Here is a 16,181-nt window from a genome sequence, read left to right as displayed (position 1 = left end):
TTTAACGCCTGTTGGTGAATCCGGCGTCGACAGGCAGTGCGATGCCTGTGACATACCGCGCGTCCTCGGACACCAGCCACGCCACCGCATTGGCCATGTCCTCGGGTTCCATCAGGACCACCGGCAAGGCATTGCCCGTGTCGGACATGCCTTCCGGTGCTCCTTCGGCGAACAGCTTCTCGGTCACCGGATTGATCAGCATCGGTGTTGCGACACCGGAGGGGTGGATGGTGTTGACCCGGATGTTGTTCGGCGCCAGCATGTTGGCGTAGCTGCGCATCAGCCCCACCAGCGCGTGCTTGGCTGCGGTGTACGCGAGCCCTCCGGGGTTGTCCATCACCATGCCGGTCAGCCCGGCCACCGAGCTGGTGAGCACGATTGATCCGCCTGCGCCGCGCTCCACCATGGACGGCCGTGCCACCTCGACCGTGTGATAGACGCCGGTGAGGTTGACGTCGAGCACGTCACGCCAGCCGTCATCTCCACATTCGGGGGTCAGGGTGGCGATTCCGGCGTTCGCGATCACGATGTCGACGGGTCCGAGTGCTTGCACCCCTGCGTCGTACGCCGCCTGCAATGCCTCCCGGTTGCGCACATCGGTCTCGTGCGCGGAGATGGCGCGGCCCAGGGCATCGACCTCTTTGACGGTGAGGTCGAGGTCTTCGGCGGTGGCCATCGGGTACTCCACCGAAGGGATCTGCGAGCAGATGTCCACTGCGATGATGCTGGCGCCCTCGGAGGCCAGCTTGATCGCATGTGCACGACCCTGGCCGCGGGCGGCACCGGTGATGAAAGCGACCTTGCCGTCCAGCTTTCCCATCTCAGTGGACCAAGTCACCCTTGGCAGGGTCGCCCGCAGGGACAGGCTCGGCGACAACGATTTCCGGCGGCTGGCTCAGCAGCGGGCCCACTTTGCCGAACATGGCGGTGACCGCGGGTGCCTTCGCGTGTTCGGCCAATGCCTCGCCGCTGGCCCAGGACTCCACGAAGACGAATCGATCCTGCGCTTCGTGCAGGGTGTAGAGACCGCAGCCAGGTTCGTCGTGAACCAGGGGAATCGTTTCCAGCAGCGCGGCACGAACCTCGTCGCGCTTGTCGGGCTGGGGATACAGGAACGCCACCACAGTGGGCATGGAACACCTCTCGTCGTTGGGGGTGGATCGATTTCCACCGTACCGAAGCCGGCGTCGGTGGCCAGCTGCCGATACGCTGTGCGCGGTATCGAGGGAGGGATATGACCGATCCAGGGCCGGTCGGCGGATTGCCGATCCGTAGCGAGGTTGTCATCACCGAAGACGTGCGGGAGCGACTCATCTCCGGTGGCCTGCGGACCCTCTCGTGGTCCAAGGGGGCGTGGTTCCTTGTGGCGATTATCGTCGCCTACATCGGATATGCCGCTCTGATCTGGGGGCCCATCGCGGCCTGTGTGGTCTTTGTGATCTTCGCGGCGATCGTGGCGTGGGCCACCTGGCTGGTGCGTTCGCGTACCCGGGCGAACATCCACACAATTCCCATCGGCACCGTGCAGCGATGCGAGTTCGACGCGTCGCAGTTCACGTACTGGACCTATCGGCCCACCTCGAATCAACTTCTGGGCCAATCATTTTTGACGCCACGGTCGATGATTGTGCGTGACTATTCGGAACTGCAGAGTGTGGTGGTCAACGCTCAGGTGGTGGGGATCATCGCGGCAGGGCGTGGGCAGCTGCGCGAGCTCTTCCCGCGCGAACTCTTCACCGATGAGGCACTTGTGCTGATATCCCGGTACGCCAAGATCACCGGGAAGTGGCAGCCTCCGCAGGCACCCACGAGTTGATCCAGACGGAGTACTCGTCGAGTGCGGCATTGAGCCGCCTGCGGTCCACGCGAGTGCCGATTTGTTGCGCGCCCACAAGAATGCTGAATCCGATGCGGGCCAGGGTATCCGCGCGGTCAGGGGCAAACCCGGCATCTACGTAACTCTTGGTCAGGTGCCTGTGTCTGACCTGGTCCACCCGCTGCATCGCTGCGGCGACATGACGATCGGTGCTGGCCCAGGCTCGGATGGCCTTTTCCGCCTCATGGTCGGCGTCGCGGGCCAGCTGTTCGAGTACCGCGAGGCGTTCCCGGGGATCGGACACTGCGTCGGCGCGCCTGCGCTGCGCCGGAGTGACCTCGTTTTCCCAGTGGTCGATGACGGCCTTGTAAAACTCTGCCCCGCTACCGAAGTGGTGGTAGAGAGACCCGGTGGTGACGCCTAGGCGACGGCATACCGCGGTCGTGGTCAGCGCCGGTTTGCCGCCGGTGGCCAGCAGCTCGAATGCGGCTTTGAAGTAGTCCCCGCGCGAGACCTTCTCGGTCATGGAATAACCATAGATGAACCTATGGAGACGCGGGGAGGAATCCTGAAAGGTAGCTGATTGTGCATGACTGAAAGCTCTAGTTAACTACTGTGTGTATCATTTTCCGGGGTACGACTGCATATGACATATGCCATGGGGCGTTATTAGGAAACAGGGGAGAGGTAAATTATGTCGCGTAAATTGTTTGCGATCGCGGGTGCGGTGGCCAGTATGGCGATATCGGTGGGAGCGGCTTTGCCTGCCGCGGCAGATCCACAGAAGGACCCCTACCCGGACACCAGTAAGTACGCGAAGCTCGATTTCGAGGGGTTCCGGATCGCCGATAAGCCCGGCGTGTGGTTCTCCTCCACATCCGGGTTGAGCTGCGGCATTTGGGATGACGGCAGCTTCGGCTGCAACGGGGCTATCCCGGGAGCTCCGGCTGGTACCAATCAGGTGGGGTGGTTCTCCGGTGAGGGGTCCGCGCATTTCGACAACACCGAGCAGATTCGATTTACGTCCGGAGAGACGCAGCGGGTCCTTCCGGCCAACAACTACGTCGAGTATCGCAATGTTCGTTGCGCGACAACGCCTGAGAATCATCTGTACTGCGCCGGAGCGGGTTCCGGTAAGGGTGGCTACTCGGGTGCCCGTTTTCTCGTCACTCCAGGCAAGACCTGGTTGGGCAACGAGAGCTAGGCACTGATGTGCGGGGCGTGCGGCACCGGACATCCGGCCGGTGTCGCCGCCGTCGCATCGTGGTGGGTGTAGGACGTGTCGGTCATTCCGCCCAACTTGGCCAAGGCCTGGTTGATCACCATCGCCGACCACCACAGCAGTTCGCCATTGCGTTGTTGTGCACGGCGTTGCGCGCCGGGCAGCTTGTCGGTCAACCGGCGAAACTGGACGTTGAGGTGGACGGCCATTCCGGTGAGTGCGGTCCACGGTTGCAGCCGCACGTCGCGCAGGGGAGTGGCGCGTACCAGTGCACGGACCAGGTCTTCGCCGCCGTAGTAGGCGGCGACGCCAAGCACCGGAGTGAAGACGAATCGCCCGATCCGCCCGGCAATTCCCTTGTCCACGAAGCCGAATGCCGCACTCATCATGGTGTCGGTCCATTCCGACGGGCCGCCGGCGTAGGCGACCATGTAGTCCATCGTCTCCATTCCCTCGGCCACCGATTTCGGAATGAGTTCCTCGGCAACACCGAAGACATAGGCGATGTATGCCCAGTACATGACGGCGGCTTGCAGATCTGCCGGGGTGCGGGCGCGCCCATGCTGGTGATCGATGAGCGGTGGGATTAGGCCGAAGGTCATCGCCGCGCCCATCATCATGGAATTGGAGATCGGATTTCCGTGATGTGCGAATTGTTCGTCACCCCAGGACCGTCGAAGCCCGGCACGTACTTGCGCGTGCATGAGACGTACCCGCACGGTGTCTTTGAAGGGTTGTGAAAAACGTTCCAGGGCACCGCGATAGGTCATCTTTCGGAACCACGCCGTGGTTTCGAGATTACGGCGCAGGGTGTCGTTGACGAACCTGCCGGTGGCCCCGGTGGCGTAGGCGACCTCGTCGCCGACAAAGGTGCCGAAGGTGTCACCGAAGCCCATGCCGAACTTGGCCGCCAGTGAGGAGTCGTTCCATAGTTGCCGCCCGCGCTCCCAGAGTTCGGGGTCGTACCACTCGGGTGGATTGTCGAGCTGCTCGAACAGCGCGAGAAACTCGGCAGGCGGGTTCTCGATGGACTCGATGCCGTGGTCCAGGGCCTGGTTGAGCATCGCCCGGCCCTGGCGGGCAGGCATCTTGCGGATGCGGTCCACGACGGCATCCATCAGTTCATCGCCCTGCCAGAGGTGATCGGCGAGCAGCCGGGTGCGTGGGGTCTCGGTAGGGATCTCGTGGAAGTCCATCCACGGTTCCAGGATGTGCCTGCGCGACTGGGTCCACATCGTGTCGAATCGCAGGCGGGGAGGCGCGGGTCGCAGTTCCATGCCGGCCCGCCAGTAGTAGTCATTGGGGTGCGTGCCGACTGTCGACAAGGCTCCATTGCCATTCATGAGGAAAGGCTAGCGAGCATCAGGCCATGTTGGCAACAGTGATTGTCAAGTGTCTGGTCTGTTTCGGCCCGCTCACTTCGATACCTCCGTACACTCGGCATCGCTATTTTGCTGACTGGTTAACCACGGAAATAATCGGGGAGGTCGGAGTGCGGCTTTTCACGCGGATGCTGGGCGTCACCGCGCTGGCGCTGGGACTGATGGTCGGATCGCTCGGCGTCGCGACGGCCGACCCGGACATCACGGGGGATCCCAATCCCTATCCCGATGTCAACAACATCACCAAGTTCAGGCAGGCGGATTTCGAGCAGTTCCTGCGCGATGACACCGACGGGGCCTGGTTCTCGACGCCTCGCGGGCTCAACTGTGCGGTCTGGATCGACGGAAGTTTCGGCTGCAACGGTTCGTTCCCGGGGGCGCCTGCCGGCACCGATCAGGTGGCGTGGTTCCCGGGGGACTGGCGTGCGCATTTCGACACGACCAACGAGCGGCTGTTCACGCCCGCGACGCGTCCGCCGGTCCTCACGCCGGGTAACTACTTCAATTACCGGGCCGTCAAATGCGCCGTCACCAAGGACGAGGGTGTCTACTGCTTCCGGGGGCATTCGGCCAGCAGTTTCAACGGCGACCAGTTCTACATCGCGGCGAATCAGTCCTGGCTGGGCGAGACCAAGCCGCGGCCAGAACGCTAGGGCAGGTTTCTCAGGTCACGAGACTGTCTCGGGGCGGCCTCGCGTAGGTGACAAAACATTTGCTTACTAGCGGTTTTGCCCGTGTTGCAGATGGTGCAGATGTGGCTGTTGCGACTAGGCTGTCGCCCATGGCGAGTAAGACTGTCAGCCGTTCGCGTGGCCGGAACACCAAGTCGGGACCCCGGTCGCGCAACACCGCGCCGACCCGTCGTCCGGCACAGCGCCGACGCAATCAGCGTCGTAACCAGCACTGGACGACGCCGCTGATCGCGCTGGGCCGCGGAGCGCGAGCGGGATGGCATGCCTGCGCGCACGGTGTCGGATCCTTGTTCCGGTCGGTGGGCCGCGCGCACGACATCGAGCATGGCCATCGACGCGACGGCATCGCATTGGCGTTGCTGGGCGTGGCGTTCGTGGTGGGGGCGAGTTCCTGGTTCCACGCCGCCAAGCCGGTAGGTGGCTGGATTGACGATGCCTTCCGTGCGGTGGTCGGCTCCGGTGTCGCCCTGGTGCCGATCATCGCGCTGGTGATCGCGGTGTTCCTGATGCGCACCGAGCCCAACCCGGAAGAACGTCCACGCCTACTGCTGGGCTTCGCCATGGTCGCGCTGCCGATACTGGGCCTGTGGCACCTGTTCGCGGGATCTCCCGATTCCGCCGAGGGCCGTGCCGCCGCAGGTGGATTCGTCGGCTTTGTGATCGGTGGACCGCTCGCACAGGGGCTGACCGCATGGATCGCCGCGCCACTGCTCGTAATGGCGATCGTCTTCGGCGTGCTGTTGTTGACCGGCACCACGATCCGCGACGTCCCAGAGACCCTTCGGAACATGTTCGCGCCCAGGGACTACGAAGAATGGGACGAAGAATGGGACGACGAGGACTACGACGACTACGACGACACCGAGCCCGAAGACGACTACGAGGCGACACGCGAATTCACGCGTGGTGCCACCCCGATGGACAACTACCCGCTTGAGGACGAAGCGGCGGCGATCGCCGAGGCGCCTGCCCCGCCCGCGCCCAAGCCGGCACCGGTGGTCAAGTCGACCAAGAAGGCCAAGCCGAAAGCGCAGATGCCCGTTGTCGATCGGGTGATCGAGGGCCCCTACACCTTGCCGTCGCTGGACCTGCTCATCGCGGGAGATCCGCCGAAGGAGAGCAGTTCGGCCAACGACGACATGATCGCCGCCATCACCGGGGTTCTCGAGCAGTTCAAGGTCGATGCCGCGGTCACCGGATTCAACCGCGGCCCCACCGTCACCCGCTATGAGGTCGAACTCGGCCCCGGCGTGAAGGTGGAGAAAATCACCGCCCTGCAACGCAATATCGCCTACGCGGTGGCCACCGACAGTGTTCGTCTGCTCGCCCCGATCCCGGGCAAGTCGGCGGTGGGTATCGAGGTGCCCAACACCGACCGGGAGATGGTGCGTCTGGCCGACGTGCTGACCGCCCCCGAAACCCGCCGCGATCACCACCCGCTGGTCGTGGGCCTCGGTAAGGACATCGAGGGCGACTTCATCTCGGCCAACCTGTCCAAGATGCCTCACCTGTTGGTCGCCGGTTCCACCGGCTCGGGCAAGTCGAGCTTCGTCAACTCCATGCTGGTCTCGCTGCTGGCGCGGGCTACGCCGGAGGAGGTCAGGATGATCCTGATCGACCCGAAGATGGTGGAACTGACGCCCTATGAAGGCATCCCGCACCTGATCACGCCGATCATCACCTCGCCGAAGAAGGCGGCCTCGGCACTGGCCTGGCTGGTCGAGGAGATGGAACAGCGTTACCAGGATATGCAGGCCAGCAAGGTCCGACACATCAACGATTTCAATGCCAAGGTGCGCTCCGGAGAGATCACCACGCCACTGGGCAGCCAGCGTGAGTATCGCCCGTACCCCTTCATTCTGGCGGTGGTCGACGAGCTCGCCGACCTCATGATGACCGCGCCGCGTGATGTCGAGGAAGCCATCGTGCGCATCACCCAGAAGGCCCGCGCGGCCGGTATCCACCTGGTGCTTGCCACCCAGCGCCCGTCGGTGGACGTGGTCACCGGTCTCATCAAGACGAATGTTCCCTCGCGCCTTGCCTTTATGACGTCATCGCTGACCGACAGCCGCGTCATCTTGGATCAGCCAGGTGCTGAGAAGCTCATCGGTATGGGTGACGGACTGTTCTTGCCCATGGGCGCGGGGCGGCCCATCCGCATGCAGGGCGCGTTCATCACCGATGAGGAGATCTCCGCCGTCGTCGCCGCGTGCAAGGAACAGGCTGAGCCCGAGTACACCGAGGGCGTCACCACCACCAAGGTTGGGTCCGCGGGGCCGGGCAAGGAGGATGTCGACCCCGACATCGGTGACGACATGGACGCCTTCTTGCAGGCCGTCGAGCTGGTGGTGTCGAGCCAATTCGGCTCGACCTCGATGCTGCAGCGCAAGCTGCGCGTCGGCTTCGCCAAGGCAGGCCGGCTCATGGACCTGATGGAGACACGCGGAATCGTCGGCCCCAGTGAGGGTTCCAAGGCGCGTGAGGTGATGGTCAAGCCCGAGGACCTCGCCGGAGTGATGGCCTCCATCCGTGGCGGCGGGGGATCCGACGACGAGGACGAGGACGACGGCGGAGTCCCCGAAGACTTCTAGGCGTTTTCGTCTCGCCGCAGGGCGATGGCGTCGCCCACATCGAAGGACGTGAATCCCTCGGGTGCGGCGATCTCCACGATCGGCTCATCGCGGTTGTCCCACTCCAAGCGCAGTGCCGTGCTCATCACCGCGTGCATTTCGTACATGGCGGTGATGTAGGTGAGTTCCAGGATCTCCTCGTCGGACAGATGCGCCTTCAGCGCGGCGAACACCCCGTCGGGAACACGGCCACCGTCGAGCACCAGACAATCGGTGTAGGCCAGCACGGCACGTTGCACCGGGGTGAAGCAGTCAGCGGTGCTCCAGGATGGGATGGCAGCGATCATCTCCTCGGTCATTCCGACCATGCGACACGACTTGCAGTGCTGAGAGAAGACGAACTGGCTGCGGCGCGCCCAACCCGCGCGGGTCTGGCCGAGCTCGCGCAACACCGGGTCGAGCTTGCGATCGGGACTGCGGTAGAACGCGAAACCCTGAACGGAGTGCTTGAGGGCTTCGGGCACGAGCGCGAACACCGTCCACCAGTCGCCGGGTGTGCCCGTGGTGGTTCCCGGGTCGGTGACCGGGTCGCGGTCGCCGAAGATCTGGTCGTACATGCGATGGACAAGTCGATCATCGGTTTCGGCGCGGGAAACCTGGCGCAGTCGTGGCATGCCTCGATCATGACCGACCGCCCTGCCGTGAAGGCGGCGTTTCAGAGATGTACGAGCATCCGGGTGTTACCCAAGGTGTTCGGCTTCACGTAGCTCAGATCGAGGAACTCGGCCACACCGGTGTCGTACGAGCGGCACATCTCCTCGTACACCTCGGCGGTCACCGGGGTGCCGTCGATCTCGCGGAACCCGTGTTTGGTGAAGAAGTCGACCTCGAATGTCAGCACGAACACCCTCTTGAGCTCAAGCTCCCGGGCCACGTCCAGCAGCCGGCTGACCAGCGCATGACCCACGCCGGCGCCCTTGAGCCGGGGGTGCACCGCGATGGTGCGCACCTCGCCGAGATCGGACCACAGCACGTGTAGGGCGCCGCAGCCGACGATCTCCCCATCCAGTTCGGCGACCCAGAACTCCTGGACGGCCTCATAGAGCGTCACCAGGTTCTTCTCCAACAGGATGCGGCCCGCATAGACGTCGACGAGTGTCTTGATACCGGGCACATCGGAGGTACGGGCACGACGGACGGACACTGCGGGGGCCGTGTTAGTCGAGATGCCGGAGGTACCTTCAGCGCTCATGCGTGAACAGTAGCCAGCCCTAGAACAGATAGGGTGTTTGACGTGCCGATGCCACCGGAAACCCAGCCCGATTCCGCGGCTTCGGCTGCGCCGGTGCCGGTGCTGAACATTGCCAACATTCTGACGGTGCTGCGCATCGTGTTGGTACCGGTGTTCGTCGTCGTTCTGTTCACCGAGGGTGGGCACCAAACCTCATGGCGCATTGCCGCTTTCGGCGTGTTCGCGTTGGCCATCGCCACCGATCGCTACGACGGGGTACTGGCCCGCCGCTATGGGCTGGTCACCCCGTTCGGCCAGCTCGCCGACCCGATCGCCGACAAGGCACTCATCGGCGCGGCGCTGGTCGGCCTGAGCGTGCTCGGCGACCTTGCGTGGTGGGTAACCGCGGTCATCCTGGTACGCGAGATCGGAATCACGGTGCTGCGCTTCTCCGTGCTCCGTCACGGTGTGATTCCCGCGAACCGGGGCGGCAAGCTCAAAACCATGGTGCAGTCGCTGGCGATCGCCGGCTATCTGCTGCCCTTGACCGGGTACTGGCACACCGCTGCCGTGGTCCTGATGGGGCTGGCGGTGGCCCTCACCGTCATCACCGGCATCGATTACCTGGTGCAGGCGCTGCGCCCTCGGCCGAAAACCCCCTGACACGGGGCCGAAGCCCGCAGCAGGATCCGTTAGTGGTTCTGTAGATACGCGACCAAGTCCGGTTTCATGGCCAGGAGTTGCTGTCCCCAGTAGGTCCAGTTGTGAATGCCGCCCTTGGGGAAGTCGATGTGGGCATTGGTGCCCCCCGCGGCGGTGTAGGCGTCGGCAAATTCCTTGCTGGCGCCGATCACCTGGCCTTCGATGACGCCGCCGGAGAAGGTTTCGAAGCCGTTGCGGTCCTTGTCGAGATCTGTCGCATCACCACTACCGCAGTAGATCCAGAGTCGGGTGTTATTGGCGATGAGCTTGTCGATATGCAGATATGGGTCGTTGCGGCTCCACGCGGGGTCGTCCTCGGGTCCCCACATGTCCGCGGAGTTGAAGCCGCCGGCGTCGGCCATCGAGATGCCGATCTGCCATTTGTTGGCCGAGATGTGCAGCGGCGCCGACAGCGCGCCGGCGTAGATGAACTGCTGGGGGTGGTAAACCGCGAGCGTGAGCGCCGAGGGCCCGGCCATCGACAGGCCCACCACCGCATTGCCGGTGGTGGAGACCCCTCTGTTGGTGGCCAACCACCCGGGCAGCTCGTTGGTGAGGAAGGTCTCCCATTTGTAGGTCCAGACGCCATCCTTGCCCTTGGCCGGCTTGTACCAGTCCGTGTAGTTACTGGACTGGCCGCCGACGGGCATCACCAGGGACACCCCTGATTGGTAGTACCACTCGAACGCGGACGTCTCGATGTCCCAACCGTTCCAGTCTTCTCGTGCCCGCTGCCCGTCCAGCAGATAGACGGCCTTGGGCCCGCCGCCCTGGAACTCCACCTTGATGTCGCGGCCCATCGACGGCGAGGGCACCTCGAGATATTCGACCGGCAGGCCGGGCCGCGAGAAGGCGTTGGCCACGGCGGCGCTACCGGATGCACCCATCAGACCCACGGCGACGGCGGCCACCGCAATCGACGCGCTCAGATTGCGCGTGGTGGAACGGCATGCCCGGAAAAGATTGTTCATCGAGGTTCCTCACGTTGGTCAAACGTTGTTTCTAACACTGATTCAAACAATGTTTGGCAGTGAGGCTAATGGGACCGGATCGCAGTTGCAACTGTGTTTGAATGAGGGTCATGTCACAGCGCGATACCCGCACGCAGCTACTGGATGCCGCCGAGCAGGTCTTGCTTCAGCACGGGGTAAGCGGTCTGTCTGTGCGCAACGTGACCACTGCGGCGGGGATGAACGTGGGAGCCGTCAACTACACCTTCGGCGGGAAAGACGGCTTGTTGTACGCGCTCTTGGAGCGATCCATGAGCCCCCTTGCCGCCGAACGGATTCGGCGTATCGATGAGGTGACGGCCAGCGGCGAGTACACCGTGGAGGATCTGGTGCGGGCCTACACGGTGCCGCTGTTGGGTATGGAGCCCCACATCGCGCCGCTGTTCATCGAGCTCCTGGTCAAACCGCGTCTGGAGGGCAACGATCGGTTGCTTCAGGCAGGCAGGGAGGTTCTGAGGCCGGGTATCGAGCGGCTGGTCGATGCCCTGGCCACTGCGTTGCCGCACCAGCCTCGCGAAACTCTCGCATTGCGAATCCGGTTGCTCTTCGCGGCGGCGGCCCTGTATCTCCACGAGGAGATCCCGTCCGAACCCGACCGGCAGCGAATGATCGACGAACTGATTGTGGTCACCGCGGCGGCGTTGTCCGCGCCGGACCTCAAACATGCGGCGTCGGCGTCGGTCGCGAGACGCTAGACCCAGGTGTGGCGCACGAGTCAAAATCCGTGTGAACTCAGCGGGAACCTCACGCTGCGTGGCAACGTTGAGCAAGGCAGACTCAACTAACACGCGGTATGGACGCCGACGTTCAGGACGCAAAGGAGAAGGACATGGCGTTGTTGCTTCGAGAAGCCATCGGCGACACCCTGCGGAGCGCTCGCTCCGGGCAGGGCAAGACGCTGCGCGAGGTGTCGGACTCTGCGCGTGTCAGCCTGGGATATCTGTCCGAGGTCGAACGCGGTCGCAAGGAAGCCTCCAGTGAGCTCTTGGCAGCCATCTGCGGCGCACTCGAGGTCCCGCTGTCGCAGGTGTTGTCCGAGGTCAGCGAGAGGCTTGCGCATCGTGAGGCTCCCGTGGCTGCGCCCGCCGGTTCGCTCAGTGGGATCGACGTCGCCACCAAGGTGGTCATTCCCCAGGTTCGCGCAATGGCGGCCGCCTAACTACTGTGGCGGTCGCATTGTTTCGCGCCCTATAGGGGGTGTGGGGATTGGCACGCAACAGATAAGTTGAGACCCACGCAGTCGTAGGTAGCGACGACCACCGGCATCCAAGCAGAAGGCGGATCGATCTCATGGCTAACCCGTTCGTCAAGGCGTGGAAGTACCTGATGGCACTGTTCAACGCGAAGATCGACGAGAACGCAGACCCGAAGGTGCAGATACAGCAGGCCATCGAGGAGGCGCAGCGGAACCATCAGGCGCTCTCGCAGCAGGCCGCCTCGGTCATCGGGAATCAGCGTCAGCTGGAGATGCGGCTCAACCGTCAGCTCGCCGACGTCGAGAAGCTTCAGGTCAACGTGCGCCAGGCTCTGACCTTGGCCGATCAGGCCACCGGCGCGGGCGATGCCGCCAAGGCGACCGAGTACAACAATGCCGCCGAGGCCTTCGCCGCCCAGCTGGTCACCGCCGAGCAGAGCGTCGAGGATCTCAAGGCGCTGCACGATCAGGCACTTGCCGCCGCCGCCCAGGCCAAGAAGGCCGTGGAGCAGAACGCGATGATGTTGCAGCAGCGCATCGCCGAGCGCACCAAGCTGTTGAGCCAACTGGAGCAGGCCAAGATGCAGGAGCAGGTGTCCGCCTCGCTGCGGTCGATGAGTGAGCTGGCCGCGCCCGGTAACACCCCGAGCCTGGACGAGGTGCGCGACAAGATCGAGCGTCGCTACGCCAACGCCCTCGGCCAGGCCGAGCTGGCACAGAACTCGGTGCAGGGCCGCATGATCGAGGTGCAGCAGGCCAGCGTGCAGATGGCCGGACATTCACGCCTGGAGCAGATCCGCGCTTCCATGAAGGGTGAGGCCCTGCCTGCCGGAGGCACCGCGACTCCCGCGCCTGCAACGGCGCCCGAGCAGGCCAACCCGGCCAACCCGCTGGGCCAGCAGTAGCCCCTGTCGTCGAGATGACATTCATGCGGTGATTTTTGGAGAAATACCAGCGTGAATGTCATCTCGCTGGCGATGCAATCCGCCGAGTGTAAGCCCCAGGGTTCGCGCTCGGCGGGTTTGTTTGATCTGCATTCGCACTCGGCGACCGCCGGATTTTCGGGCACAATGTGAACATGACCCCTCAGCCGCCCCGCCGCGCCGCGGCGCAAGGAGGCTGGGATCAGCTGTTGCGCCGTGTGGTGAGCAATGTCAACGATCTCGGTGAGGAGCTCGCCGCGCGCATGCGTGCGATGTCCGACAAGCGCGAGAAGCTGCTGCGAAAGCGGCTGCGGGCCAAGCGGTGGAGCATCCGCTGGGCGCTGGCATGTGTGGCCGGACTGCTGGTCACCACCGTGCTGGCGACCACCGGCGCGCCGCCTTGGCTGCTGATCATCCCCGCGCTCCTGACGGCCGGTTGTGCGATTCCGGCGACCTATCTGTTCGTGCGGTACCGCTTCCTCAAGGCAGAGCCGTTGCCGCCACCGCGGCCGGGGGTGGAGCGCAGGCTGCCGCCTTTCGCATCGGCGGCGCGTCCGCCGATGGCGGCCCTGGACGCGGCCGAGCGTTCACTCTTCTCGCTGCTCGGTGTGGTGGAGCGCGGCAGCATGATTCCGGACAGTGAAGGGCGGCAGGTTCTTTCGGCCGCCAACCGCGCCGCGTATGTGATGGCCGCTACCGCCAAGGAAGTCGTGTCCATGGAGCGGGCGGCGGCCGAGGCGCCGCACACACGCGAGTACCTGCAACCGACCATCAATGCGTTCACCGCGCAGCTCGACACGGGTGTCCGTCAGTACAACGAATTGGTCACCGCGGCAGCGCAGTTGGTGTCGGCGGGTAACGGCGGCGCCGTGATCGCATCGCCGATGTCGCGTGGCCCGCTCTTCGATGATCTGGTGTCGGCCACCGATCGCCTCACCGGGTGGGCGGGTGCGCTCGACGAGCTCGGCCAGCTGTCAGGGTAATCCCTGATCTTTCCCTGATCTTCGGCGTTCAGGCTTCCTCAGGCACCAATTGCCCTGCCAGGCTTGTTCTATCGCGGCAAGTCGAGAGAACGGTGGGTACCTGTGTTGTGGAAGATCATCGGCGTACTGCTGGTCGTGTGGCTGGCATTCCTGGTGGTGGGTGCCATCTTCAAGCTCGTGGTCCCGATGCTGGTGGTCGGTGTGCTGATCCTGGGCGGGGTGCTGCTCTATCGCGCGGTGACGGAAAGCGACAAGACGCCGTTGTCGTGAAGGCTCAGAGCTTCGGGCGCAGGGCCGGCACGAGGATCCCGAGGACGCCGCGTGCCAAGCCCTTGGTGATGTTCCAGACGTCGGCGTAGTCGCGCCAGAGCGTGAGCTTGCCGTCGGCGGACACCTCGGTGACTCCACACGCCCAGAACGCGATGTGCAGTGGGCCCACGATGACGACATCGGTGCGCTCGGTCATCACGGTGTTGCCATTGGCGGTGATCCGGTGGATCTTGACGTCGAAACCGGCGCCGGGCAGGTTCAGCGAGGACAACGCACGCATCACCGTCGCGTGCCCCCGGACCGTGGGCAGGCCGACATTCTCCCAGCGCACGTCGTCATCGAGCAGCAGATTGAGGGCCGCGAGGTCGCTGCGGCGCATGGCGTCCCAGAATTCCTCGACGATCTCGATGGGGCGGGTGGGGGCGAGCGTATCCGTCATGGGACAACGGTAGGCACACGCCGCAGCTCAGAGAAGGGCGCGGGCCAGATATCGGGCTGCAGCCCAAGGCGGGTTGGACCGATTCGTAGACCGCGTAGCGGTCAGAAACTCGGCCGCAGCGCGGGCAGCGGAATGCCCACCAGACCTCGCAGCGTCGCCTTGAACATGTCGAACATGTCGAAGTAGTCGCGCCACAGGGTGATGGTGCCCTCCTCGGAGACCTCGAAGACCCCGCACACCCAGAACTGCAGGCGCAGCGGGCCCAGGACGATCGCATCGTGGCGCTCGTTCATCACGGTGTTCCCGTTGGTGGTCGTGCGATGGATCTGCACTTCGAACCCGAAGCCGGGCCGCTTGAGCGGTTCGAAGACCTTCAGCGCGGCACGCCGTCCGTAGATGGTGGGCAGGCCCACGTTTTGGTAGACGAGGTTCTCGTCCAGGACTTTTTCGGCGAACTCGGTGTCGCCGTTCTGGGCGGCCTCCAGGAAGCGGGTGACGGTCTCGGCTGGGGTCAGGGTGGAGCGTTCCAGCGTGGTATCGGTCATGCGTTTCAACGTAGCCCGAATCGCTGTGGCAGGGTAGGGCCGTGCGTGTTGCCGTGGTCGCCGGTCCCGATCCCGGGCATGCCTTTCCCGCCATCGCGCTATGCCTGAAATTCGCCGCTGCCGGGCATGATCCGGTGTTGTTGACGGGAACACGATGGCTTGACCAGGCCCGTGCGGTGGGGCTGGAGTCGGTAGAGCTTTTGGGGCTGCAGCCCCGAGTTGCTGACGACGACCAAGACTCCGGCGCCAAAATTCATCAGCGGGCCGCCCATATGGCGGTGGCCAATCTGGATCAGCTCAGGGAACTGGCGCCGGATCTGATCGTCTCCGATGTGATCACCGCCTGCGGCGGCATGGCTGCCGAACTGCTTGGGGTGCCGTGGGTGGAGCTGAATCCACATCCGCTGTACCTACCGTCAAAAGGTTTGCCGCCGTTGGGCAGTGGCCTGGCCCCCGGCGTGGGTGTGCGGGGCAGGCTGCGCGACGGGGTGATGCGCTGGCTCACACAAAGGTCGATCGACGAGGGACTGAGGCAGCGTTCGCAGGTGCGGGTGGAAATCGGACTGCCCGCTCGTGATCCGGGTCCTGTGCGCCGCTTGATCGCGACACTGCCCGCGCTTGAGGTGCCGCGCCCCGATTGGCCGGCCGAGGCGGTTGTGGTGGGTCCGCTGCATTGGGAGCCCACTGATGCTGTGCTGCAGCCGCCTTCGGGTTCGGGTCCGGTGGTCGTGATCGCGCCCTCGACGGCTTTCACCGGAGCCGAGGGGATGACCGAACTGGCGGTACAGGCACTGGAATCCGCCGGTGCGCGCGTGGTCATCTCCGCGCTGGACCCGCCCGCGTCGGGCTTGCCCGCCTGGGCGATTGCGGGTCTGGCACGTCAGGATCTGTTGCTGGCCGGAGCTGACTTGGCGATTTGTGGTGGGGGACATGGCTTTTTGAGCAAAGCGCTGTTGGCCGGGGTTCCGGTGGTGGTAGTACCCGGCGGGGGAGACCAGTGGGAACTGGCGAATCGTGTTGTGCGACAAGGAAGTGCCGAGTTGGTGCGGCCGCTCAACCGGGACTCTCTGGCCACGGCCATCGGCAGCGTGCTGGGGGAGCAACGGTACGCAGAAGCCGCTCGCCGGGCTGCCGAGGGCGCCGTCGATGTCGAGGATGCGGTACGGGTGTGCCAGGACGCGATGGCGGCTCTAAGGTGACG

The 16,181-nt window shown here is 64.4% G+C and carries 20 protein-coding genes; 11 read left to right on the top strand and 9 right to left on the bottom strand.

Going from position 1 to position 16,181, the window contains the following annotated elements; translation table 11 throughout:
• Nucleotide 1 precedes the first annotated feature (1 nt).
• On the bottom strand, nt 2–820 hold the full coding sequence (locus MYCSP_RS14180; RefSeq protein WP_088414074.1) for a mycofactocin-coupled SDR family oxidoreductase: 819 nt from the start codon (nt 818–820) through the stop codon (nt 2–4).
• Nucleotide 821: 1 nt separating this feature from the next.
• Nucleotides 822–1,133: a putative quinol monooxygenase gene (locus MYCSP_RS14175; protein ID WP_070910578.1), complete on the bottom strand. Its 312-nt coding sequence runs from the start codon at nt 1,131–1,133 to the stop codon at nt 822–824.
• A 101-nt stretch (nt 1,134–1,234) separates the two neighbouring features.
• Between MYCSP_RS14175 and MYCSP_RS14170 the strand changes: the two genes are divergently transcribed.
• Nucleotides 1,235–1,816 carry a hypothetical protein gene (locus MYCSP_RS14170; protein ID WP_070910577.1) on the top strand — a complete coding sequence of 194 codons (582 nt, stop codon included), beginning with the start codon at nt 1,235–1,237 and terminating at the stop codon, nt 1,814–1,816.
• On the opposite strand, the gene MYCSP_RS14165 is transcribed toward MYCSP_RS14170, so the two are convergent.
• Nucleotides 1,776–2,342: a TetR/AcrR family transcriptional regulator gene (locus MYCSP_RS14165; RefSeq protein ID WP_083015691.1), complete on the bottom strand. Its 567-nt coding sequence runs from the start codon at nt 2,340–2,342 to the stop codon at nt 1,776–1,778. The genes MYCSP_RS14170 and MYCSP_RS14165 overlap by 41 nt on opposite strands.
• A gap of 168 nt (nt 2,343–2,510) precedes the next feature.
• On the opposite strand from MYCSP_RS14165, the gene MYCSP_RS14160 reads away from it, so the two are divergent.
• On the top strand, nt 2,511–3,020 hold the full coding sequence (locus MYCSP_RS14160) for a hypothetical protein (RefSeq protein WP_088414072.1): 510 nt from the start codon (nt 2,511–2,513) through the stop codon (nt 3,018–3,020).
• Here MYCSP_RS14160 and MYCSP_RS14155 read toward each other — a convergent pair.
• Nucleotides 3,017–4,381, bottom strand: coding sequence for an oxygenase MpaB family protein (locus MYCSP_RS14155; RefSeq protein ID WP_070910574.1), 1,365 nt, complete (start codon nt 4,379–4,381; stop codon nt 3,017–3,019). The genes MYCSP_RS14160 and MYCSP_RS14155 overlap by 4 nt on opposite strands.
• Before the next feature lie 149 nt (nt 4,382–4,530).
• Here MYCSP_RS14155 and MYCSP_RS14150 point away from each other — a divergent pair, with 149 nt between their 5' ends.
• Together MYCSP_RS14150 and MYCSP_RS14145 are read left to right on the top strand one after the other, a co-directional pair.
• On the top strand, nt 4,531–5,073 hold the full coding sequence (locus MYCSP_RS14150) for a hypothetical protein (protein WP_083015684.1): 543 nt from the start codon (nt 4,531–4,533) through the stop codon (nt 5,071–5,073).
• 128 nt (nt 5,074–5,201) lie between these two features.
• Nucleotides 5,202–7,703, top strand: coding sequence for an FtsK/SpoIIIE family DNA translocase (locus tag MYCSP_RS14145; RefSeq protein ID WP_088414070.1), 2,502 nt, complete (start codon nt 5,202–5,204; stop codon nt 7,701–7,703).
• Here MYCSP_RS14145 and MYCSP_RS14140 read toward each other — a convergent pair.
• On the bottom strand, nt 7,700–8,356 hold the full coding sequence (locus MYCSP_RS14140; protein ID WP_070910571.1) for a carboxymuconolactone decarboxylase family protein: 657 nt from the start codon (nt 8,354–8,356) through the stop codon (nt 7,700–7,702). The genes MYCSP_RS14145 and MYCSP_RS14140 overlap by 4 nt on opposite strands.
• A gap of 41 nt (nt 8,357–8,397) precedes the next feature.
• The gene (locus MYCSP_RS14135) at nt 8,398–8,934 is read right to left on the bottom strand and encodes an amino-acid N-acetyltransferase (protein WP_070910570.1); all 537 of its coding nucleotides are present in this window, start codon (nt 8,932–8,934) and stop codon (nt 8,398–8,400) included.
• Between the two features lie 42 nt (nt 8,935–8,976).
• Between MYCSP_RS14135 and pgsA the strand changes: the two genes are divergently transcribed.
• Nucleotides 8,977–9,576, top strand: a complete 600-nt coding sequence (pgsA, locus tag MYCSP_RS14130) for a CDP-diacylglycerol--glycerol-3-phosphate 3-phosphatidyltransferase (RefSeq protein ID WP_088414068.1) — start codon at nt 8,977–8,979, stop codon at nt 9,574–9,576.
• A 29-nt stretch (nt 9,577–9,605) separates the two neighbouring features.
• Here pgsA and MYCSP_RS14125 read toward each other — a convergent pair whose 3' ends face one another.
• A complete protein-coding gene (locus tag MYCSP_RS14125; protein WP_088414066.1) occupies nt 9,606–10,586 on the bottom strand; it encodes an esterase family protein in 981 nt (326 codons plus the stop codon).
• A gap of 110 nt (nt 10,587–10,696) precedes the next feature.
• On the opposite strand from MYCSP_RS14125, the gene MYCSP_RS14120 reads away from it, so the two are divergent.
• The 5 genes from MYCSP_RS14120 to MYCSP_RS14100 all read left to right on the top strand — a co-directional run bounded on the left by MYCSP_RS14120 (nt 10,697) and on the right by MYCSP_RS14100 (nt 13,996).
• Nucleotides 10,697–11,320 (top strand): TetR/AcrR family transcriptional regulator, encoded by a 624-nt coding sequence (locus MYCSP_RS14120; protein ID WP_070910567.1) that lies wholly within the window; start codon nt 10,697–10,699, stop codon nt 11,318–11,320.
• Between the two features lie 134 nt (nt 11,321–11,454).
• A complete protein-coding gene (gene clgR, locus MYCSP_RS14115) occupies nt 11,455–11,784 on the top strand; it encodes a transcriptional regulator ClgR (protein WP_070910773.1) in 330 nt (109 codons plus the stop codon).
• Nucleotides 11,785–11,915: 131 nt separating this feature from the next.
• Nucleotides 11,916–12,725: a phage shock protein PspA gene (gene pspA, locus MYCSP_RS14110; RefSeq protein ID WP_083015667.1), complete on the top strand. Its 810-nt coding sequence runs from the start codon at nt 11,916–11,918 to the stop codon at nt 12,723–12,725.
• Nucleotides 12,726–12,898: 173 nt separating this feature from the next.
• Entirely contained in the window at nt 12,899–13,726 is an 828-nt protein-coding gene (gene pspM / locus MYCSP_RS14105) for a phage shock envelope stress response protein PspM (protein ID WP_070910772.1), read from the top strand.
• A 102-nt stretch (nt 13,727–13,828) separates the two neighbouring features.
• Nucleotides 13,829–13,996 carry a hypothetical protein gene (locus tag MYCSP_RS14100; RefSeq protein WP_070910565.1) on the top strand — a complete coding sequence of 56 codons (168 nt, stop codon included), beginning with the start codon at nt 13,829–13,831 and terminating at the stop codon, nt 13,994–13,996.
• A 4-nt stretch (nt 13,997–14,000) separates the two neighbouring features.
• On the opposite strand, the gene MYCSP_RS14095 is transcribed toward MYCSP_RS14100, so the two are convergent.
• Both MYCSP_RS14095 and MYCSP_RS14090 read right to left on the bottom strand, forming a co-directional pair.
• Nucleotides 14,001–14,435: a limonene-1,2-epoxide hydrolase family protein gene (locus MYCSP_RS14095; RefSeq protein ID WP_088414064.1), complete on the bottom strand. Its 435-nt coding sequence runs from the start codon at nt 14,433–14,435 to the stop codon at nt 14,001–14,003.
• 101 nt (nt 14,436–14,536) lie between these two features.
• Nucleotides 14,537–14,980: a limonene-1,2-epoxide hydrolase family protein gene (locus tag MYCSP_RS14090; protein WP_070910563.1), complete on the bottom strand. Its 444-nt coding sequence runs from the start codon at nt 14,978–14,980 to the stop codon at nt 14,537–14,539.
• A gap of 41 nt (nt 14,981–15,021) precedes the next feature.
• Here MYCSP_RS14090 and MYCSP_RS14085 point away from each other — a divergent pair, with 41 nt between their 5' ends.
• Nucleotides 15,022–16,179, top strand: coding sequence for a glycosyltransferase (locus MYCSP_RS14085; protein WP_088414062.1), 1,158 nt, complete (start codon nt 15,022–15,024; stop codon nt 16,177–16,179).
• Nucleotides 16,180–16,181 lie beyond the last annotated feature (2 nt).

This window comes from Mycobacteroides saopaulense, from assembly GCF_001456355.1.
GTDB classification, from domain to species: Bacteria; Actinomycetota; Actinomycetes; order Mycobacteriales; family Mycobacteriaceae; genus Mycobacterium; species Mycobacterium saopaulense.
This window is presented reverse-complemented; position numbering and strand designations above follow the sequence as displayed.